Origin of the sequence: Streptomyces sp. NPDC015345, from assembly GCF_043078805.1 — a bacterium.
Classification (GTDB): domain Bacteria; phylum Actinomycetota; class Actinomycetes; order Streptomycetales; family Streptomycetaceae; genus Streptomyces.
In genome coordinates this window covers 346,374-366,908 of the sequence record NZ_JBIBTX010000005.1, presented here as the reverse complement: position 1 = coordinate 366,908, position 20,535 = coordinate 346,374, and the positions used below count along the sequence as shown (strand labels likewise).

17 protein-coding genes are annotated in these 20,535 nt (G+C 71.1%); 8 read left to right on the top strand and 9 right to left on the bottom strand.

The genetic code is table 11. From position 1 onward, the window contains the following. The first annotated feature begins 10 nt into the window (after window positions 1-10). A complete protein-coding gene (locus tag ACF062_RS22940) occupies window positions 11-814 on the top strand; it encodes a carbon-nitrogen family hydrolase (protein WP_392140762.1) in 804 nt (267 codons plus the stop codon). Between the two features lie 106 nt (window positions 815-920). Here ACF062_RS22940 and ACF062_RS22935 read toward each other — a convergent pair whose 3' ends face one another. From ACF062_RS22935 to ACF062_RS22925, 3 genes are all read right to left on the bottom strand, one after another. Continuing rightward, window positions 921-1,151 carry a hypothetical protein gene (locus ACF062_RS22935; RefSeq protein ID WP_392140760.1) on the bottom strand — a complete coding sequence of 77 codons (231 nt, stop codon included), beginning with the start codon at window positions 1,149-1,151 and terminating at the stop codon, window positions 921-923. An 89-nt stretch (window positions 1,152-1,240) separates the two neighbouring features. After that, the gene (locus tag ACF062_RS22930; protein WP_392140758.1) at window positions 1,241-2,536 is read right to left on the bottom strand and encodes a M18 family aminopeptidase; all 1,296 of its coding nucleotides are present in this window, start codon (window positions 2,534-2,536) and stop codon (window positions 1,241-1,243) included. 105 nt (window positions 2,537-2,641) lie between these two features. Next, entirely contained in the window at window positions 2,642-4,468 is a 1,827-nt protein-coding gene (locus ACF062_RS22925) for an acyl-CoA dehydrogenase (protein WP_392140757.1), read from the bottom strand. 120 nt (window positions 4,469-4,588) lie between these two features. On the opposite strand from ACF062_RS22925, the gene ACF062_RS22920 reads away from it, so the two are divergent. From ACF062_RS22920 to ACF062_RS22905, 4 genes are all read left to right on the top strand, one after another. Next, window positions 4,589-5,080 carry an SseB family protein gene (locus ACF062_RS22920; protein ID WP_223775762.1) on the top strand — a complete coding sequence of 164 codons (492 nt, stop codon included), beginning with the start codon at window positions 4,589-4,591 and terminating at the stop codon, window positions 5,078-5,080. 99 nt (window positions 5,081-5,179) lie between these two features. Further along, entirely contained in the window at window positions 5,180-6,643 is a 1,464-nt protein-coding gene (locus ACF062_RS22915; protein ID WP_392140755.1) for a glycerophosphodiester phosphodiesterase family protein, read from the top strand. A gap of 129 nt (window positions 6,644-6,772) precedes the next feature. Continuing rightward, a complete protein-coding gene (locus ACF062_RS22910; RefSeq protein ID WP_392140753.1) occupies window positions 6,773-7,729 on the top strand; it encodes a pirin family protein in 957 nt (318 codons plus the stop codon). 79 nt (window positions 7,730-7,808) lie between these two features. After that, window positions 7,809-8,852: an AI-2E family transporter gene (locus tag ACF062_RS22905; protein WP_392140751.1), complete on the top strand. Its 1,044-nt coding sequence runs from the start codon at window positions 7,809-7,811 to the stop codon at window positions 8,850-8,852. A 388-nt stretch (window positions 8,853-9,240) separates the two neighbouring features. On the opposite strand, the gene ACF062_RS22900 is transcribed toward ACF062_RS22905, so the two are convergent. Further along, on the bottom strand, window positions 9,241-11,445 hold the full coding sequence (locus ACF062_RS22900; RefSeq protein ID WP_392140749.1) for a SpoIIE family protein phosphatase: 2,205 nt from the start codon (window positions 11,443-11,445) through the stop codon (window positions 9,241-9,243). Window positions 11,446-11,608: 163 nt separating this feature from the next. Here ACF062_RS22900 and aspS point away from each other — a divergent pair, with 163 nt between their 5' ends. Continuing rightward, window positions 11,609-13,372 (top strand): aspartate--tRNA ligase, encoded by a 1,764-nt coding sequence (gene aspS / locus ACF062_RS22895; protein ID WP_392140747.1) that lies wholly within the window; start codon window positions 11,609-11,611, stop codon window positions 13,370-13,372. 119 nt (window positions 13,373-13,491) lie between these two features. After that, window positions 13,492-13,995: a SigE family RNA polymerase sigma factor gene (locus ACF062_RS22890; protein ID WP_392140746.1), complete on the top strand. Its 504-nt coding sequence runs from the start codon at window positions 13,492-13,494 to the stop codon at window positions 13,993-13,995. A gap of 100 nt (window positions 13,996-14,095) precedes the next feature. On the opposite strand, the gene ACF062_RS22885 is transcribed toward ACF062_RS22890, so the two are convergent. The 3 genes from ACF062_RS22885 to ACF062_RS22875 form a co-directional block, all read right to left on the bottom strand. Next, window positions 14,096-14,275: a hypothetical protein gene (locus tag ACF062_RS22885; protein ID WP_320590435.1), complete on the bottom strand. Its 180-nt coding sequence runs from the start codon at window positions 14,273-14,275 to the stop codon at window positions 14,096-14,098. A 134-nt stretch (window positions 14,276-14,409) separates the two neighbouring features. Beyond that, window positions 14,410-15,129, bottom strand: a complete 720-nt coding sequence (locus tag ACF062_RS22880; RefSeq protein ID WP_392140743.1) for a TetR/AcrR family transcriptional regulator — start codon at window positions 15,127-15,129, stop codon at window positions 14,410-14,412. Between the two features lie 171 nt (window positions 15,130-15,300). Next, window positions 15,301-16,188, bottom strand: a complete 888-nt coding sequence (locus ACF062_RS22875; RefSeq protein ID WP_392140742.1) for an NAD(P)-dependent oxidoreductase — start codon at window positions 16,186-16,188, stop codon at window positions 15,301-15,303. 117 nt (window positions 16,189-16,305) lie between these two features. Here ACF062_RS22875 and ACF062_RS22870 point away from each other — a divergent pair, with 117 nt between their 5' ends. Beyond that, window positions 16,306-16,905, top strand: a complete 600-nt coding sequence (locus ACF062_RS22870; RefSeq protein ID WP_392140741.1) for a TetR/AcrR family transcriptional regulator — start codon at window positions 16,306-16,308, stop codon at window positions 16,903-16,905. Window positions 16,906-17,066: 161 nt separating this feature from the next. Here ACF062_RS22870 and metG read toward each other — a convergent pair whose 3' ends face one another. Continuing rightward, window positions 17,067-18,686 (bottom strand): methionine--tRNA ligase, encoded by a 1,620-nt coding sequence (metG, locus tag ACF062_RS22865; RefSeq protein ID WP_392140740.1) that lies wholly within the window; start codon window positions 18,684-18,686, stop codon window positions 17,067-17,069. A 100-nt stretch (window positions 18,687-18,786) separates the two neighbouring features. Beyond that, entirely contained in the window at window positions 18,787-19,800 is a 1,014-nt protein-coding gene (locus tag ACF062_RS22860; RefSeq protein ID WP_392140739.1) for a VWA domain-containing protein, read from the bottom strand. Between the last annotated feature and the right edge of the window lie 735 nt (window positions 19,801-20,535).

Sequence of the window (20,535 nt, the reverse complement as noted above, 5' to 3'; positions counted from 1 at the left end):
CGGTGGTAGTGTGCGCGCCTCTCTCATCCAGATCGCCGTGGACGAGGGCGAATCCGTCAATTCCCGCAGGAAGCGCGTCTCTTCGCTGGTGCGCGAGGTGGCGGCGCGGGAGCGGTCCGGCCTCGTGGTGCTGCCGGAGCTGTGGACGACGGGGGCCTTCGCGTACGACTCCTTCGCGAGCGAGGCGGAGCCGCTGGAAGGGCCCACGTACGAGGCCATGCGCGAGGCGGCGCGGGACGCGGGCGTCTGGCTGCACGCCGGGTCCGTCCCCGAGCGGGACCCTGAAGGCCCCCTCTACAACACCTCTCTCGTCTTCTCCCCGGACGGTGAACTCGCCGCCGCCTACCGGAAGATCCACCGCTTCGGCTTCGACAAGGGCGAGGCGGTCCTGATGGGCGCGGGCTCGCGGCTCGTGACGGTACGGACGCCGTCCACCACGCTCGGCCTCGCCACCTGCTACGACCTGCGCTTCCCCGAGCTGTTCCGGGGCCTGGTGGACGCGGGGGCGGAGATGTTCGTGGTGCCGGCGGGGTGGCCCGCGCGGCGGCGCGAGCACTGGCTGCTGCTGGCGCGGGCGCGGGCGGTCGAGGACCAGGTGTACGTCCTCGCCTGTGGTACCGGTGGTACGCATGCGGGGGTGCCGCAGGCGGGGCACAGTGTCGTCGTCGATCCGTGGGGTGAGGTGCTCGCCGAGGCGGGGGACGGTGAGGAGGTCCTCACCGTCGAGGTGGACCCGGCGAAGGTCCTGGCCACGCGGGAGCAGTTTCCGGCGTTGAAGGATCGGCTTCTGGGGATGGATCCGCCGCGGAGGTGAGGTGGCGGGGGGTGGCTGTCCGTCCCGGGTGTGGGTGCGGGTGAGTGGGGGTTGCTCGCGCAGTTCCCCGCGCCCCTTTCGGGGCACGTCCCCCCCCGGTGACGTGTCAGTAACCCCTGCGCTCCTGCTCCGGGTCGACGACCGTCGTCTGTGCCGCCGGGGGCACCACTGCCCGCCTGCGCCGCGCGATGCTGGTGAACGCGGCGACGCCGATGAGGCCCACCGCCATCATGACGAGGCCGGCGACGGTGACGTTGAAGCCCTCCATCTTCCAGTCCGTCGCGAACGTGAGAATGGCGCCCACGGCGATGAGAATGATGCATCCGCCCAGGCCCATATGGACCGCCTCCCTGTGGTCGTGGCTGCGTTGCACCGTGTACCCGGCTGGGCCACCACCACACGGGAAAGCGGACTTCTCCGCCGCTCTCAGCCCTCCAGGAACGCCACGAGCGCGTTGGCCAGCATGTGCGGGTCGTCCGCGCCGCACAGCTCGCGCACGCTGTGCATCGACAGGATCGCGACGCCGATGTCGACGGTCCTGATGCCGTGCCGGGCCGCGGTGATGGGACCGATCGTCGTGCCGCAGGGCATCGCGTTGTTGGAGACGAACGACTGGAACGGCACGCCCGCCTTCTCGCACGCGGCGGCGAACACCGAGCGTCCGGCGCCGTCCGTGGCGTAGCGGTTGTTGACGTTCACCTTGAGGATGGGGCCGCCGTTGGCGCGTGGGTGGTGCGTCGGGTCGTGCCGCTCCGCGTAGTTGGGGTGCACGGCGTGACCGGTGTCGGAGGAGAGGCAGACCGTCCCGGCGAAGGCGCGGGCCCGGTCCTCGTACGTACCGCCCCGCGCGAACACCGAGCGCTCCAGGACCGAGCCGAGCAGCGGGCCGTCGGCGCCGGTGTCGGACTGCGAGCCGTTCTCCTCGTGGTCGAAGGCGGCGAGGACGGGGATGAAGGGGAGGTCATCGCGGCCGGACACGGCGGCCAGGGCGGCCGTCCCCGCGTGCACGGACAGGAGGTTGTCCATGCGCGGCCCCGCGACCAGCTCACGGTCGCGGCCGAGGAAGGCGGGGGGCTCCACGGAGTACGTCATGAGGTCCCAGCCGGTGACCTCGCCCTCGGGCAGGCCGGTCTCCTCCTCCAGGAAGCGGATGAGGTCGCCCTCGTGGATGTCGTCGCCCAGGCCCCAGACGGGCTGCATGTGCTTCTGCTTGTCCAGCTTCAGCCCGTCGGTGTGGACGGACCGGTCCATGTGGATGGCCAGCTGGGGCACGCGCAGCAGCGGCCGGTCGACGTTCACGAGCCGTGAGGTGCCGTCGCGCAGCGAGAGGCGTCCCGCGAGGCCGAGGTCCCGGTCCAGCCAGGAGTTGAGCAGCGGGCCGCCGTAGATCTCGACGGCGACCTGGCGCCATCCGTGGCCGCCCGCGTCGGGCCGCGGCTTCACCCGGAGGTTCGGGGAGTCGGTGTGGGCGCCGACGATGCGGAACGGGGTGTGGGGGTCGGCGCTCTCCGGTACGTACCAGGCGACGATGGCGCCACCGCGCAGCACGTACTTGCCGCCGGTCGTGCCGTCCCACGCGTCGGTCTCCTCGACCTGCCGGAAACCGGCCTTCTCCAGGCGCTCGGCGGCGCTCGCCACGGCGTGGTACGGCGTGGGGCCGGCCGCCAGGAAGGACATGAGGTCTTCGGTGTGACCGCGGTCGAAGCGGGGCGCTGTACTCATGGAGTCAGCCTAACGAGGGACGGCCGCGACCCGGCCCCGTGTTCAAACGGGGCGGGCCACGGCCGTATCAGGCGAAACGGACAGCCGACGGGCGGCTGGGACGTCTTAGAACGCGGACTCGTCCAGCTCCATGAGGCCCAGCTCGACGCCCTCGGCGAGCTTGCGCTCGGTGGCGACGCCCGGCAGGACGTTCGCCGCGAAGAACTTCGCCGCCGCGATCTTGCCCTCGTAGAAGGCCTTGTCCTTGGCGGAGGCGGTCTCCAGCTTCTCCGCCGCGACCGCGGCACCGCGCAGCAGCAGGTAGCCGACGACGACGTCACCGGAGGCCATCAGCAGCCGCGTGGTGTTCAGGCCCACCTTGTAGATGGACTTCACGTCCTGCTCGGTGGCCGCGAGGTCGGTCAGCATGACGCCGACCATGGCCTCCAGCTCGACCGCGGCCTTGGCCAGCTCCTCGCGGGCGGCGGCCAGCGTCTCGCCGCCCGTGCCGACCGCCAGGAACTTCTTGATCTCCTCGGCGAGGCCGTTCAGCGCGGCGCCCTGGTTGCGGACGATCTTCCGGAAGAAGTAGTCCTGGCCCTGGATCGCGGTCGTGCCCTCGTAGAGGGTGTCGATCTTGGCGTCGCGGATGTACTGCTCGATGGGGTACTCCTGGAGGTACCCCGAGCCGCCGAACGTCTGGAGCGACTGCGCCAGCTGCTCGTAGGACTTCTCCGAGCCGTAGCCCTTCACGATGGGCAGGAGCAGGTCGTTCAGGGCGTTCAGCGCCGTCGCGTCCTCGCCCGCCGCCTCCTTGACCTGGATCTCGTCCTGGACGGCCGCGGTGTGCAGGACCAGCGCGCGCATGCCCTCCGCGTACGCCTTCTGCGTCATCAGCGAGCGGCGCACGTCCGGGTGGTGGGTGATGGTCACCTTGGGCGCGGTCTTGTCCATGAACTGGGCGAGGTCCGGGCCCTGCACGCGCTCCTTGGCGTACTCCAGGGCGTTGAGGTAGCCCGTCGACAGCGTCGCGATGGCCTTCGTGCCGACCATCATGCGGGCGAACTCGATGATGCGGAACATCTGGCGGATGCCGTCGTGCTTGTCGCCGATCAGCCAGCCCTTGGCGGGGTGGCGGTCGCCGAACGTCATCTCGCAGGTGTTGGAGGCCTTCAGGCCCATCTTGTGCTCGACGTTCGTGGCGTAGACGCCGTTGCGCTCGCCCAGCTCGCCGGTCTCCCAGTCGAACTCGTACTTCGGGACCAGGAAGAGGGAGAGGCCCTTGGTGCCGGGGCCGTGGCCCTCGGGGCGGGCGAGGACGTAGTGGAGGATGTTCTCCGACATGTCGTGCTCACCGGACGTGATGAAGCGCTTCACGCCCTCGATGTGCCAGGAGCCGTCCTCCTGCTGCACGGCCTTGGTGCGGCCTGCGCCCACGTCCGAACCGGCGTCCGGCTCGGTGAGGACCATCGTGGAGCCCCACTGCTTCTCGACGGCGATCGAGGCGATCTTCTTCTGCGCCTCGTTGCCCTCCTCGAAGAGGATGCCCGCGAACGCCGGGCCCGAGGAGTACATCCACACGGCCGGGTTCGAGCCGAGCAGCAGCTCCGCGTAGCCCCAGATCAGGGAGCGCGGCGCGGTGGTGCCGCCGATCTCCTCGGGCAGGCCGAGGCGCCAGTACTCGGAGTCCATGAAGGCCTGGTAGCTCTTCTTGAAGGACGCCGGGACGGGCGCGGTGTTGGTCTCCGGGTCGAAGACCGGGGGGTTGCGGTCGGCGTCGGTGAAGGACTCCGCCAGCTCGTTCTCGGCGAGGCGGCGCAGCTCCTCCAGGATGCTCTTGGCGGTGTCGACGTCCATCTCCGCGAACGGGCCGGTGCCGTACAGCTTGTCGCGGCCGAGCACCTCGAAGAGGTTGAACTCGATGTCGCGGAGATTCGACTTGTAGTGGCCCATGGCGAAGGCTCCGTAAGCAGGAAAGGGATGGAATACCAGCAAGTAGCTACGATGATGCTACCCGTCGGTAATAAGAAGCAACCCCTAACCGGCCATCTGTGACTCAGTACGCTTACGCGCATGTATGGCTACGACCAGAATCCCGGCGCCCAGCAGCAGTACGCCCCGCCGGGCGCGCAGCCGCCTCCGCAGCAGACGCAGGGCATGCCCGGCGGTGGGTACGGCCAGCAGCCTCCGCTCTATCCCGAGCCCTCGCCCCCGTCGCTCGCGGACGCGGTGCGCGCCTTCACCACGGGCTCGATGTCCGCGGAGGACTTCCAGCAGATCTTCGCGACCTCGAAGGTCTACTGCCCGCGGGGCGACAACCCCGGCTTCCTCGCGCTGCACAACACCCAGCAGCCCGTCATCCCGATGTTCACCTCCCTCAAGGAGCTGCGCCGGTACGCGGGCAAGGACTCCAAGTACTTCGTGATCACCGGCGCGGAGGTCATCGACCTGCTCCCGACCGGGTACGGCTTCGTCCTCGACATGGAGGGCGAGCACCGCATGGTCTTCGACGCGAAGGCCGTGGAGCAGATGGTCGACTTCGCGATGCGGCGGATGTACGGCTGACGTCCCGCGTCCGGGTGGGGTACGGCAGCTGCCGCCCCGTCAGGTGAACGGCCCGCGGGCCTGGTTCGGCCCGCAGGTGGACGCGGGAAGCTCTCGGCTATGCCCGCGTCCACGATCTCGCGCCGTGCCGCCGCCGTCCTGGGCGGCCGTCCCGTCACCGCCGCGGTGACCGCCGTCCTGTGCGCGGCACTGCTGTGCACCGCGCCGCCGGCCACGGGGGCGCCGGGAGGGTCCGCCTCTCAGGGGGCGCCCGCCGAGACCCCGGCCGACCGCGCCCACCGCGACTTCCTCGACCACGGGCCAAGGGCGGGCGTCATGACCGTCGCCCACCGGGGGCAGTGGCGCAAGGCGCCCGAGAACAGCCTGGCCGCGATCCGGGCGGGCTTCGCGGACGGCGCCGAGATCGTCGAGGTCGACGTCCGGCTGACCAAGGACAGGGTCCCCGTCCTGATGCACGACGAGACCGTGGACCGCACCACGAACGGCACCGGCCGCGTCGCCGACCTCACCCATGCCCAGCTGAGCGGCCTGCGGCTGCGCGCGGGGCTCGGCGGCCGCCAGGCGGCGGTCACCGACGAGCGCGTCCCGACCCTCGCCGAGGCCATACAGGCCGCCCGCACGCTCGGCCTCGTCAACCTCGACCGGGCCTGGCAGGACCGCGAGGCCGTCTGGCGGGTCCTTGAGGAGACCGGCACCGTGCGCAACGGCCTCTTCAAGTCCAGGGCGCCGTTGCCCGAGGTGCGGGCGTTCCTCGGCAGTCATCGGGGCGCGCTGTACATGCACGTGGTGGACGACGCCAACGCGGCGTCCGTGGCGGAGTTCGGGGCGGCACGGCCGCCCGCGTTCGAGGTCGTCTTCGACGACGTCCGCGACCAGGTGGCCGCCCCCGCCTTCCTCCAGGAGCTGCGGGCGACCGGCCGCGTGTGGTTCAACACCATGCGCAACGGCTTCGCGGCCCGGTTCACCGACGAGGCCTCGCTGATCGACCCCGCGCGCGGCTGGGGCGCGCTGATCGCCCACCACCGGGCGACGGTCCTCCAGACCGACAACGTAGAGGCGCTCAGGCTCTACCTGACCCAGGGCGTCGCGGACCCCGTCCCGCCGGGCGCGGTGCGCGTCCAGGCGGAGGACCACGCCCCCGGCGGCAGGGGCAGGGCCTACCACGACATCGACCCCGGGAACCGGGGCGACGGGCCGGGGCGGCCCGGCGAGGACGTCGACATCTGCGACCACGACGGCGCGGTGGTGGTGTGCTGGATGCGCGGCTCGGAGTGGCTCACCTACGGAGTCGACGTACCGAAGGACGGGCGCTACACCCTCAAGGCCCGGGCCTCGTCCCCGTACGCACCCGCCGGGACCTATCGGATCGCCTACGACGGCGCCCCGCCGGGCAGGGCCGTGCCGGTCGCCAACACGACGGCTCACCATGCCTTCGTGCTCCAGGACAGCCGTGACCCGCGGCGGCTGACCCGAGGCCACCACCACGTGCGGCTGTCCCTGGACGCGGGCGCGTTCCAGAACTGGAACCTGGACTATCTGCAACTGGAGCCGGTCGGGCCGTAGACGCAGCTCCTGAACGGAACAGATCAAGCCACCTGCCGGACCCGGAGGGAATGCCCTCCGGGTCTCGTTCGTTCAAGTGGCAGAAAGTTCTATGTTCAACTAAAGTGAGCTCACGAGGAGGTACCGACCATGCCTGCAGTGACCGTCGAGAACCCGCTGACCCTGCCCCGAGTGGTGGCACCGGCCGACGCCGTGGCACGTCCCGTGCTCGCCGTGACGACCGCGCCCAGCGGCTACGAGGGCGAGGGGTTCCCGGTGCGCCGGGCCTTCGCGGGAATCAACTACAAGTACCTCGACCCGTTCATCATGATGGACCAGATGGGCGAGGTGGAGTACGAGGCGGGAGAGCCGAAGGGCACCCCCTGGCACCCGCACCGCGGCTTCGAGACGGTCACGTACCTGATCGACGGCACCTTCGTCCACCAGGACTCCAACGGCGGTGGCGGCACCATCCGCAACGGCGACACCCAGTGGATGACGGCCGGCTCCGGCCTGCTGCACATCGAGGCGCCGCCGGAGGAGCTCGTCATGTCCGGCGGCCTCTTCCACGGCCTCCAGCTGTGGGTGAACCTCCCCGCCAGGGACAAGATGATGGACCCGCGCTACCAGGACATCCGCGGCGGCCAGGTCCAGCTGCTCGCCTCCCCCGACGGCGGCGCGCTGCTGCGTGTCATCGCCGGTGAGCTCGACGGGCACCAGGGCCCCGGCATCACGCACACGCCGATCACGATGATCCACGCGACCGTGCGGCCCGGCGCCGAGGTCACGCTGCCCTGGCGCGCGGACTTCAACGGGCTCGCCTACGTCCTCGCCGGACGCGGCACGGCCGGTGCCGAGCGCCGCCCCCTGCACAGCGGGCAGACGGCGGTCTTCGGCGCGGGCTCGTCGCTGACCGTGCGGGCGGACGAGCGGCAGGACGGGAACACTCCCGACCTGGAGGTCGTGCTCCTCGGCGGGCAGCCGATCCGCGAGCCGATGGCGCACTACGGGCCGTTCGTGATGAACACGCAGGCCGAGCTCCAGCAGGCCTTCGAGGACTTCCAGAAGGGGCTCCTCGGGACGGTCCCCGCCGTGCACGGCATGTAGTTCGCACGTTCCGGGGACGCGCACGGCAGACAGCCGTACATGGCGTGCGCGGCCCCGGGCGGCGTGCTCGGGTGGGAGGGTGCAGACCCTTCTTCCCGAGCCCGTCCGGCGTCTGGCCGCCTGGTGCGTGGTCGTCCTGCTCGTCGTCGGCGTGGGTGCCGTCGGCGTCTGGCTGTGCGTCACCTTCAAGACGGCCGTGACACCGGTCCTGCTCGCCCTGCTCGGCACCGCGCTCCTCGGGCCGCTGTACCGGCGACTGCTCCTGATGAAGGTGCAGCGCTCCCTGGCCGCCGGGCTGACCTGCGCGGCCGTCGTCGCGGTCGTCGGCGGCGTCACGTACATCGTGGTGAAGGCCCTGATCGACACCGGCGACCAGATCATCGCCTCCCTGAAGCAGGCCGCGACCGACGTCGCCAAGTACTTCGGGGCGGCGGGCACCTCGCTGGACGACATGGCGTCCAACGCCAAGGAGCTGCTCGGCAAGTTCGGCGGGACCGCCGCCTCCGGGGTGCTCAGCGGGCTCAGCGTCGTCGGCGAGGTCATCGCCATGGCCGTCCTCGCGCTGCTGCTGGTCTTCTTCTTCCTGCGGGACTCCGGACGGGCGATGGCCGCACTGCGCTCGCTCTCGCCCGGCGACTCCGCCGACGTCGTGGAGGCCATGGCGCACCGGGCCTTCGGCGCCATCGAGGGCTTCATGCGGGGCACGACGATCATCGCGTTCATCGACGCGCTCTGCATCACCGTGGGGCTGCTGGTCCTGCGGGTGCCCGGAGCCGTGGGACTCGGCGCGCTCGTCTTCGTCGGCGCCTACATCCCCTACCTCGGCGCCTTTCTGTCCGGCGCGGTCGCCGTCCTGGTCGCCCTCGCCGACCGGGGCTTCGCCATCGCCCTCTGGGCGCTCGGCGTCGTCCTCGCCGTCCAGGTCCTGGAGGGCCACATCCTCCAGCCGGTCATCCAGAGCCGGACGGTGCAGATGCACCCGGCGGTGGTGATGCTGGCGATCACCGCCGGGGCGTCCGTCGCCGGGATCATCGGCATGCTCCTAGCGGTCCCGCTGACGGCGGCAGCGTTCGGCATCCTGGCAGAACTGCGCTCCCGCTACACGACCACGCCGCAGCCGTAGCCCCCCAAGGGGCGCGGAGACCGACGCACCCCCGGCCCTCTAACGCGGGCCCACTCATCAACCGCGCCGCAGCCGTACCCCCCAAGGGGCGCGGGGAACTGCGCGACCAGCCACAACGCACCCGCGGAGACCGACGCACACCCGGCCGGCCCTCCAGCGCGGGCCGACTCATCAACCGCGCCGCAGCCGTAGCCCCCCAAGGGGCGCGGGGAACTGCGCGACCAGCCACAACGCACCCGCGGAGGCCGACGCACACCCGCCCCTCCAGCGCAGGCCGACTCATCAACCACGCCGCAGCCGTAGCCCCCCAAGGGGCGCGGGGAACTGCGCGACCAGCCACAACGCACCCGCACCCGCGGACACCCGCACCCCACCCCGCACCAGCCCCCTACTCCGGGCTCGGCCGCCCACCCTCACCGCCGGAGGCCACTTCGTAGAGCTCGAACCAAATGCTCTTGCCATCCCCCCGCGGATCCACCCCCCACGCGTCCGCCAGCAACTCCATCAGCACCAGCCCCCGCCCGGACGAAGCCAGCTCCCCAGGATGCCGCTTGTGCGGCAGATCATCGCTGCCGTCCGCGACCTCCGCCCGCAGGCGCCGCGCCCCCGGCTCCCCGCTGACCTCGGCGACCAGCAGGGCGTCGCCGTCGGTGTGCACCAGGACGTTCGTGAGCATCTCCGAGACCATCAGGACCGCCGAGTCGACCTGGTCGTCGTCCGCCCAGTCGTGCAGCAGCTCCCGCAGGTGCCGGCGGGCCCCCGCGATGCGCTCCGGCTCGGCCTGCGCGATCGTCAGGACCGTGCGGCGGGCGGTGCGCTGCTCGGGGCGGCTTGTCCGGCTCAGCAGCAGGACCGCTATGTCGTCCTCGCGGCGGTCGGCCAGCGGGCCCGTCGTGTAGTGCGAGGAGGGCCCGTGCACGGCCTGCACGAGCGAGTCCGCGAGCTGTTCGAGGCCGTTCCCGTGTTCGTCGCCGTCGCCCTCGCCCTCGTACTCCTCCAGGATCGTCCTGATCCGCGACCAGCCGCTGTCCAGGTCGTGGCCGCCGGTCTCGATCAGGCCGTCGGTGCAGATCAGCATGGTCTCGCCGGGCTCCAGGACGAGACGGGTCGTGGGATAGTCCGCGTCCGGGTCGACGCCGAGCGGCAGCCCGCCCGCGGTGGCCCGTTGCAGAACCGTTCCGTCACTCATGCGTATCGCCGGTTCGGGATGGCCGGCGCGGCCGATCTCCAGGACGCCGGTCGCCGGGTCCGCCTCGACGTACAGGCAGGTCGCGAAGCGCGGGTCGTACACCGTGGTCTCGTCGGCACCGCTGCCGCTGGACCCGTAGGTGATGGACTCCGTGATGCCCGACAGGAAGCGCGTGGCCCGGGAGAGCACCGCGTCCGGGCGGTGCCCCTCGGACGCGTACGCGCGCAGGGCGATCCGCAGCTGGCCCATCAGGCCCGCCGCGCGCACGTCGTGTCCCTGGACGTCGCCGATGACGAAGGCGATGCGGCCGCTCGGCAGCGGGATCATGTCGTACCAGTCGCCGCCGACCTGGAGGCCGCCGCCGGTCGGCACATAGCGGGCCGCCACGCTCATCCCCGGGATCTGCGGCCCGAGCATCGGCAGCATCGACCGCTGGAGGCCCTCGGTCAGCTCCCGCTCGGACTCCGCGACCCCGGCCCGCGAGAGGGCCTGCGCCAGCATCCGGGCGACCGTCGTCAGGACGGAACGCTCGTCGGGGGTGAAGGACACCGGGTAGGCGAAGGCGGCCATCCACGCGCCCATCGTGCGGCCCGCCACCGTCAGCGGCAGGAACGCCCACGACTGCCGCTCGAAGCGCCGGGCCAGCGGCCAGGCCGCCGGATAGCGGCGGCGGTAGTCCTCCGGCGAGGAGAGGTAGACCGCGCGGCCGGTGCGCACCACCTCGGCCGCCGGGTAGTCGGTGTCCAGCGGCATCGCGGAGAAGGGCCCGTCGTCGCCCGGCTGGTGGCCGTGGTGCCCGATGATCGTCAGCCGGTCGCCCGCCGCCCCGAAGACCGCGAGCCCGTCCGGCGAGAACCCCGGCATGGAGAGCCCCGCGGCGACCCGCAGCACCTCCTCCGTCGACCGGGCCTCGGCGAGCGCGCGGCCCGCGTCCAGCAGGAACGCCTCGCGGGAGCGGCGCCAGTCACCCGTCACGGGTGTGCGGGCCGCGGTGCCCGGCGCGGGCTCGGTCACCTCCTGGAGGGTGCCGATCAGCTCGTACGCCTCGGTCGCGTCGTGCAGCACCGGCTTGGAGCGGCTGCGTACGGTGCGCAGCACGCGCCGCCCCGTGTCGTCCATGATCCGCAGCCGGGCCTCGGCGAGGGTGCCTTCGGCGACGGCCAGCTGGACGGTTCCGTAGATCTCGTTCCAGTCGACCGGGTGGAAGCGCGAGCGCACGGCCGCCTCCGTCAGCGTCTGGGCGCGTGCGGGCAGGCCGAGGAGCCGGGCCGCCTCCGCGTCCAGCGTGACGGTCCCGGAGGCGTTGTCCCAGCGCCACAGGCCGGTCGCGATGGCGGCCAGGACGTCCCGCACGGGAGGCAGGGGATCGTCCGCCACCTGCGAGAGGGGATCGTCGGTGCGCATTGACCCACTTTAGGAAGATGTACGGCGAAGTCGCCACCGAGCCCGGCCGCACCGGCCCCGCTCGGGCGGTCCCCGGCGGATATCCGGAAACCGATCTTCGCCCGGACGGTAGCCTGGGGAGGGTCTGCTCTCTCCCCTATTCGCGAAGACTGGATGAACGACGATGCATCGGTACAGGTCCCACACCTGCGGCGAGCTCCGCGCCTCTGACGTCGGCACCGACGTCCGGCTGAGCGGCTGGCTGCACAATCGCCGAGACCTGGGCGGCATTCTCTTCATCGATCTCCGCGATCACTACGGCATCACGCAGCTGGTGGCCCGCCCGGGCACCAAGGCCGCCGAGGTCCTGGACAAGCTGTCCAAGGAGACGGTCGTCCGTGTCGACGGCAAGGTCGTCTCGCGCGGCGCGGAGAACGTGAACCCCGAGCTGCCCACCGGCGAGATCGAGATCGAGGCCTCCGACGTCGAGGTGCTCGGCGCGGCGGGCCCGCTGCCCTTCACGATCAACGCCGAGGACGGGGTGAACGAGGAGCGCCGCCTGGAGTACCGCTTCCTCGACCTGCGCCGCGAGCGCATGCACCGCAACATCATGCTGCGCAGCGCCGTGATCGCCTCGATCCGCTCGAAGATGGTGGCCCTCGGCTTCAACGAGATGGCGACGCCGATCCTCACCGCGACCTCCCCCGAGGGCGCCCGTGACTTCGTCGTCCCCTCCCGCCTGAACCCCGGCAAGTTCTACGCCCTGCCGCAGGCCCCGCAGCAGTTCAAGCAGCTGCTGATGATCTCCGGCTTCGACCGCTACTTCCAGATCGCGCCGTGCTTCCGCGACGAGGACGCCCGCGCGGACCGCTCGCCCGGCGAGTTCTACCAGCTCGACGTCGAGATGAGCTTCGTGGAGCAGGAAGACGTCTTCCAGCCCATCGAGAAGCTCATGATCGAGCTGTTCACGGAGTTCGGCGGCGGCCGCGAGGTCACCTCGCCCTTCCCGCGCATCCCGTTCCGCGAGTCGATGCTGAAGTACGGCAACGACAAGCCCGACCTGCGCGCGAAGCTCGAACTGCACGACATCACGGACATCTTCGAGGGCTCCGACTTCAAGGCCTTCGCGGGCAAGCACGTGCGCGCGCTGCCGGTGCCGGACACGGCCTCGCAGTCCCGCAAGTTCTTCGACGGCCTCGGTGACTACGCCGTGGAGCACGGCGCCAAGGGCCTGGCCTGGGTGCGCGTCGCCGAGGACGGCTCGCTGACCGGCCCGATCGCCAAGTTCCTGACCGAGGCGAACGTCGCGGAGCTGACCAAGCGGCTCGGCCTGGAGGCCGGCCACGCCGTCTTCTTCGGCGCGGGCGAGTTCGACGAGGTCTCGAAGATCATGAGTGCGGTCCGCGTCGAGGCGGCCAAGCGCGCGGGTCACTTCGAGGAGGGCGTCTTCCGCTTCTGCTGGATCGTCGACTTCCCGATGTACGAGAAGGACGAGGAGACCGGAAAGATCGACTTCTCCCACAACCCCTTCTCGATGCCGCAGGGCGGCATGAAGGACCTGGAGGAGAAGGACCCGCTCGACATCCTGGCGTGGCAGTACGACATCGTCTGCAACGGCATCGAGCTCTCCTCCGGCGCCATCCGGAACCACGAGCCCGAGGTCATGCTCAAGGCCTTCGAGATCGCGGGCTACGACGCGGAGACCGTGGAGCACGAGTTCGCGGGCATGCTGCGCGCGTTCCGCCTCGGCGCCCCGCCGCACGGCGGCATCGCCCCGGGCGTCGACCGCATCGTGATGCTCCTGGCCGACGAGCCGAACATCCGCGAGACGATCGCCTTCCCGCTCAACGGCAACGCCCAGGACCTGATGATGGGCGCGCCGACCGAGCTGGACGAGTCGCGGCTGCGTGAGCTGAACATCGCGCTGCGGAAGCCCGCGGCGCAGTAGCAGGAAGGGAAGGGGCCCGGAACCGAACGGTTCCGGGCCCCTTCTTCGTTTCCCGGGCAACCCGAGCGGCGGCTCACCGCGTTCCACGGTTGTGGGAGACCGAGGAGAACGGTGGATACATGGGCGGCGGGGGCGACTTCGAGACGTTCGTCGCCGCCGCGGGACCCCGGCTGCTGCGCGTCGCCTGGCTGCTGACCGGCGACGCCCACCTCGCCGAGGACCTGCTCCAGATGGCGCTCGCCGAGGTGTGGCCCAAGCGGCGGCGGATCGCGGGCGGGCATCCGGAGGCGTACGTCAGGAAGGTGCTCGTCACCACGCACACCTCCTGGTGGCGGCGGCACTGGCGGGGCGAGGTCCCGCACGGCGAACTGCCGGAGCGGCCGGGCCCGTTCGACACGTACGAGAACGTCGACCTGGAGCAGTCTCTCGCGGTCGCGGTGCGGGACCTCCCGGCGCGCAAGCCGGGCACCGGGTCGCGGTGGAACTGTGCCTCCCGGCCGGAAGCGACGAGAGGCGTCTCGACGAGGCGCGGCGGGTCCTCGCGTCGGCGGGCTGCTCCCGGATCCCGGGACCGACTTCCCGTACGACAGGGGCCCGACAGGGGCCCGGCGTTCAGCGCATGAAGGAACTGCTCCGCACGCTGGAGCCGGACGGGAAACCGGTGGTCGTGATGGGAGACGCGGCGGCGCTGGGCAGGTGACGCCCGCCCGGAGGAGTGGACCCTCAGGCGGCGTGCGTGGGCGAGGAATCAGCCTCGGCCTCGGCCCATTCGGTGACGAGCCGCTCATACACGCGCCGCTCGTCGGGCCGCAGCCGTCCGCCGGCGCCCAGCCACAGCGCACGGATCTCCTCGTTGACCTCGTCGGCGGTGCGCCGCCGGTCGGGGGAGGGAGTCGTGGCCATGCAGTGAAGCTTACGTAGGGGAGTGTGAAGACGGCGTCAAATTAAGCCGTCTCTCCACATGACTTAGCTCACCGTGAAGTAATCCGTGAGTCACGCCACGTTGACCAACGGCCTCCCGGACGTGGGGGAATGGCTCAGCCGCCGACCGGACCGAGCCGCACGGCGAGCCCGTCGAGCACGCGCTGGAGGCCGTAGTCGAAGGTCTCCTCACGGGCCTGCTGCGGATCCCCGACCCGTACGTCACCCGCATCGGCGGTCCCCGCGCTCCCGGCGGTCCCCGCGGGGAGGCTCTCGGCGAACTCCCGCTCGGTCTTGCCGCTACGGGCGATCAGCGACAGATACGCGGCCTCGCTCGTGGCCATGCCGATGACGTACGAGATGACGGTGCTCAGCGCCTGCTCGGTCTCGTCGGCGGGGAAGCCGGCCGCGTCATAGACGGCGGCCATCCGCTGGGACATCTTCGTCACGTTCGGACCGAGGTGGATGAGGCCGACCTGACCGAGCACGGAGGCGACCCAGGGGTGCCGGAGGATCATGGCGCGCAGGCTGTGGGCGCTGCGGGCCGCCGCCTCGCGCCAGTCGGCGGCGCCGGTCGCGGCGGGCACCGCGAGCTCGCCGTAGACCTCGTCGACGACCAGCTCGATCAGTTCGTCCTTGTTGGCGACGTGGCGGTAGAGGGAGGTGGCGCCCGCGTCGAGGCGGGTGCCGAGCTTGCGCATGCTGAGCGCCTCGATCCCGTCCGCGTCGAGCAGCCGCACGGCCTCGGCCACGATCTGCTCCCGGCTCAGCTGCTCACGCTGCCGACGCGGACGGGTCCAGACCGAGGCGATCTCGGACTTCTTCTCACCGGGCACGGCGGCCTCCTCATGCGTCCTCGACTGCGGAACACCGCCATCCTAGCGCACACCGTACGCAGGGCGCGTACGGTGTGCGAAAGTGTTCAAGCCTCCGAAGGCGCGTCCTCGTCGAAGATCTCCTCGGCGCTGTAGACGATGAAGGCCCGGTCCAGCCGGCGGGCGAGGGTGTCAGCCCTTTCTCATCAGTTCCACCGCCCGGCTGAAGCTGTCCGCGCCGTGGCCCGCTTCCACCACGCGGCGGAAGACGTCGCGTACCGCCTCCGGGAACGCCGCGTTCACGCCCGCGTCCGTCGCCGTGTGGACCACGTGGTCCATGCTGGCCAGGCCCATCACGGTGCGGTCCACGTCGCCCGCGTGGTTGCCCGCGTCGATGCGGGGGGCGTAGAAGTCGATGAAGTGGCCCATGCCCGCGAAGTTCTCAGTGGCGTACGGGGCGATCTCCGCGGCGGTGATGCCGTGGGCGCCGGCCACGGCCACGGCCTGCCAGTAGGCGATCATCGACGGCCAGAAGATGGCCATGTTCAGCTGGTACATCAGCGCGGCCAGGCCCGGGTCCTCGCCCCGGTAGTCCGTCTTGCCGGTGATCACTTCGAGGGCCGCGCGATGGGTGTCGTACGCGGCGCGCGGGCCGCTGTAGAACGTCGACGCGTCCGGTGTGCCGATCAGGGGCGGCGGGCAGAGGACACCGCCCGTGAGGTGGGTTCCGCCCAGCTCCGTCACCCAGCGGGCGCCCGCCCGCGCCTTCTCGGGGGTGTCCGAACTGAGGTTCACCAGGGTGCGTCCGGCGATGGCCGCCTTGGCGGGTTCGAGGATCCCGTACATCGCGTCGAAGTCGGTGAGGCTGAGGACCGTCAAGTCGGAGGCCCGCAGGGCCTGTTCGGGCGTGGCCGCCAGGGTGGCACCGCGCTCCACGAGGGCGTCGGCGCGGGACGCCGTGCGGTTCCAGAGGGTGACGCGGTAGCCCCGGTCGAGATAGGCGGCGGCCATGGCCTGACCCATCGGGCCGAGGCCGATGACGGTGACAGTGGCGGTGGAGGGGGAGGGGGAGGTGTGCATGGGGGCTCCTGGTGTCAGGGGAGGTGGCTAGAACGAGCGCTCTATTTAGCGGCTCGGGCCGAACGTACCACAGCGCTAGAACGAACGCTCTACTTAATGCTCGGGTAAGGTGCCCCCATGGCCGACAGCAGCGCAGCGAAGAGCGCGACCCCCAGTACCCGCGACCGCATCGTCGTCGTCGCCGCACGGCTCATCCAGCGGCAGGGCTATGTGGGTACAGGCATCAAGCAGATCGCCAAGGAGGCCGAGGCCACGCTCGGCTCCGTCTACCACTTCTTCCCCGGCGGCAAGGAAGCCGTGGCGGTGGCCGCCCTCACGCACAGCAGTGAGGAGTTCGCGGAGCTGCTGCGCGAGGGGCTGGCCGGTGAGGGCGCGCCGGGCCCGGCTCTTGAGCGCTGCGCCGTCGTCCTCGCCGTCGGGCTGCGGGAGTCGGGCTGGATCGACGGCTGTCCTGTCACGGCGGCGGCCCTGGAGACGCTCGGCACGGATTCCGAGATCCAGCGGGTCTGTGCGGAGGCGCTGCGCGGCTGGGAGCGGATCGTCGAGGAGCGGCTCGCCGCGTCGGGAATCGGCCCGGAGGACGCCCGGGAGCTGGCGACGACCGTGATCAGCGCCCTGGAGGGCGCCGAGGTGACGGCTCAGGTCAGCCGGAGCGAGGAGCCGCTGCGGGCGGTGGGCCGGCAACTGGCCAGGCTGGTCGGGGCGTACGGCGCGTAGCCGGGGGAACGGCCGCGGTCGGTCCCCCGTCGCGGCTCCGCACCGGACAGGGGTAGGGGTGGGCACGGAAAAGTCCCGGCGCCGCCCCGTGAATCACGGGGCGGCGCCGGGACCTCGGTGTCGGTGCCGGGTGCCGGGTGCCGGGTGTCGTCCGCGATGCGTTACGCGGTTGGCTTCTCCTCCAGGCGGGGGAAGAGCACCGCGCCCTTCGTCACCGTCGAACCGGCCGGCAGCCGGCCCCACGTGCCCGCGTCCTGGACCCGCTGGTCGGCCAGCGCGCCGAGCGGGGCCTCGGCGCCGAGGGAGTCCCAGAGCTTCTGGGAGGTCTCCGGCATGACGGGGTTCAGCAGGACCGCCACCGCGCGCAGCGACTCGGCCGCCGTGTAGAGGATGGTCGCGAGGCGGGCGCGGCCCTCCTCCGAGTCGTCCTTGGCCACCTTCCACGGCTCCTGCTCCGTGATGTAGCCGTTGACCTGCTTGACGAAGGCGAAGATCGAGAGGATGCCGGACTGGAAGTCCAGCTCCTCGCCGATCGCGCGGTCGGCGTCCGCGACGGCCTTCGCCAGGCCGTCCTGGACCGCCTTCTCGGCGTCACCGGAGGCCGTGGCCGCCGGCAGTTCGCCGCCGAAGTACTTGCCGACCATGGCCGCGACGCGCGAGGCGAGGTTGCCGTAGTCGTTCGCCAGCTCGCTGGTGTAGCGGGCGGAGAAGTCCTCCCACGAGAACGAGCCGTCACTGCCGAAGGCGATGGCGCGCAGGAAGTACCAGCGGTACGCGTCCACGCCGAAGTGGAGGGTGAGGTCCTGCGGCTTGATGCCCGTCAGGTTCGACTTCGACATCTTCTCGCCGCCGACCATCAGCCAGCCGTTCGCGGCGACCTTGCCCGGCACGGGCAGGCCCTGCGCGAGCAGCATCGCGGGCCAGATCACCGCGTGGAAGCGGAGGATGTCCTTGCCGACGAGGTGCACGTTCGCGGGGAAGGTGGCGTCGAACTTCCGCTGGTCCGCGCCGTAGCCGACCGCCGTGGCGTAGTTCAGGAGCGCGTCGACCCAGACGTAGATGACGTGCTTGTCGTCCCAGGGGACCTTCACGCCCCAGTCGAACGTCGAGCGCGAGATGGAGAGGTCCTGAAGGCCCTGCTTGACGAAGTTCACGACCTCGTTGCGCGCCGACTCCGGCTGGATGAAGCCGGGGTTGGCCTCGTAGAGGGCGAGGAGCTTGTCGCCGTACTCACTCAGCTTGAAGAAGTAGTTCTCCTCCTTGAGGAGCTCCACCGGCTTCTTGTGGATCGGGCAGAGCTTCGTGCCGTCCTCGGCCTCGACGAGGTCGCCGGGGAGCTTGTACTCCTCGCAGCCCACGCAGTACGGGCCCTCGTACCCGCCCTTGTAGATCTCGCCCTTGTCGTAGAGATCCTGGACGAACTCCTGCACGCGGTCCGTGTGACGCTTCTCCGTGGTGCGGATGAAGTCGTCGTTCGCGATGTTCAGGTGCTCCCAGAGGGGCTTCCAGGCCTCGGTGACGAGCTTGTCGCACCACTCCTGCGGGGTGACGTCGTTCGCCTCGGCCGTGCGCATGATCTTCTGACCGTGCTCGTCCGTGCCGGTGAGGTACCACACCTTCTCGCCGCGCTGACGGTGCCAGCGCGTGAGCACGTCCCCTGCAACGGTCGTGTAGGCGTGGCCCAGGTGAGGAGCGTCGTTTACGTAGTAGATGGGGGTCGATACGTAGAACGCCTTCGCGTTCTCGTCCGCTCCCTGCTTCTCGGATCCAGTGGCCGCCATGGTCGAAATCCTAACGGCCTCGCGAAGATCCACTCACCTCGATATCAAGGGGCGGACCCGGCAGCTCCGGCTGCCGGGTCCGCCGTCGCCCACCGTCGGGCTACGGGCGCCAGGACGCCAGCAGGCCCTCGTACAGCTCCTTGTCCGTGAGCTCGCGGGGGGTGGGGCCCGCGTGGAAGAACGCGGCGTTGTCCGCCTTGAGCTTGCGGAGGTAGTCGAAGCCCTTCGCGTCGTGGTCGCCGAAGGCGATGAACTGGAAGAAGAGCGGGTGCGTGGCGGCGGTCGCCAGGGCCTGGGTCGCGGGGCCCTTCGCGTCGGGCGCGCCGTCCGTCTGGAAGATCACCAGGGCGGGCGTGCCGTTCTCCTTCTCCTTGTGCTCCGACTTCGCGTAGTGCGATTCGTAGTGCGATACGACCTCTTCGATCGCGCGGTGGTAGCTGGTGCGGCCCATGTGGCCCGCGGCGGCGTGCAGCTCGTCGATGCGGCCCTCGTGTTCGGGGAGGGAGAGGGCGGCGGTGCCGTCGATGTCGGTGGAGAAGAAGACGACGTGGACCGTGGCCTCGGGGGCCGGCGTCAGGTGTGCGGCCAGGGCGAGGGTCTGGTCGGCGAGGCTCTGGGCGGAGCCGTCCTTGTAGTACGGGCGCATGGAGCCGGAGCGGTCCAGGACGAGGTAGACGGGGGCGCGGGTTCCGGTGAGGCCGTTCTTCTTCAGGGCGGCGCCGGCGGCCTTGTAGGCGGTGGCCAGGGCGGGGGCCTTGGCTTTGACCTTGGCGGCGGAGAGGGCGGGGGGCTCCGCCGGGGGGGCGGGTTCGGGCTTGGCCTTGGGCTCGGCGGGGGTTTGGGGTTCGGCCTTGGCTTCGGCTTCCGTCGGGGTGGTGGGCTCCGCCCGGGTTTCCGGCTGCGCCTTGGCTTCGGGCTCCGTCGCGGGCGGTGTACCTGCCGGTGCTTCATCGGCACCGGCGGCTTCGGACGCCGCCGCGGGCTCGGCTTCGGCCTCGGTTGCGGTGGGGGCGTCGGGCTTGGGCTTCGGCTCGGGTTCCGCTTCAGCCGCAGGCGCCGCGGTGGCTTCCGGTTCGGCCGCCGCGGGCTCCGGTTCGGGCTCGGCTTCAGCCACGGCCGCGGTGGGGGCGTCCGGCTCGGCCGCCGCGGGCTCGGGTTCCGCTTCAGCCGCAGGCGCTGCGGGCTCGGCTTCAGCCGCAGGCGCCGCAGGCTCGGACTCGGGTTCCGCTTCAGCCGCCGCAGGCTCCGGGCCGGGTTCCGCTTCAGCCGCAGGCGCCGCAGGCTCGGGCTCGGGGTCCGCTTCAGCCGCAGGCGCCGCGGTGGCGGCATCCGGCTCAGGCGCCGCAGGCTTCGGTGTCGAGTGGTCCACCCCCTGCGCCGGGACCGTCACGTTGTCGAACGCCGCGGCTACCAGGTCGTCGACCGTGGAGGGCGTCGGCTCGGGGCTGGGGGACGGGAGCGTGGCCTTGTGGGCCGGCTCCGGGGTGGGCTCCGGGGACGGGGACGGCAGCGTCACGTCCTCCGCGGGGTGCGGTTCCCCGGCCGCGGTCACACGCTCGGGCTCCCGTGCCTCAGGAACGCTCTCCTTGCGTGACCGACCGAACGCGTTCCGCAGGCGACTCAGAATGCCCATGTGCGCAACCCTTCGCGTGAGTTGATTCCCGAAAACCCCTGGAATCCCTGGCCAGGGCGGACACGTAAGGTTAGCCGCCGCCGTCCGCGATCTTCGGCAGGGTCACCGCCCGGCCACCCCTCGCGTCAACCCGCTGTCAACTTCTGCCCATGTGCCACGGATTCACCCTCCGTTCACCCGCAGGCCGCCGCCGTGCCGGAACCCACACCTAGCCTC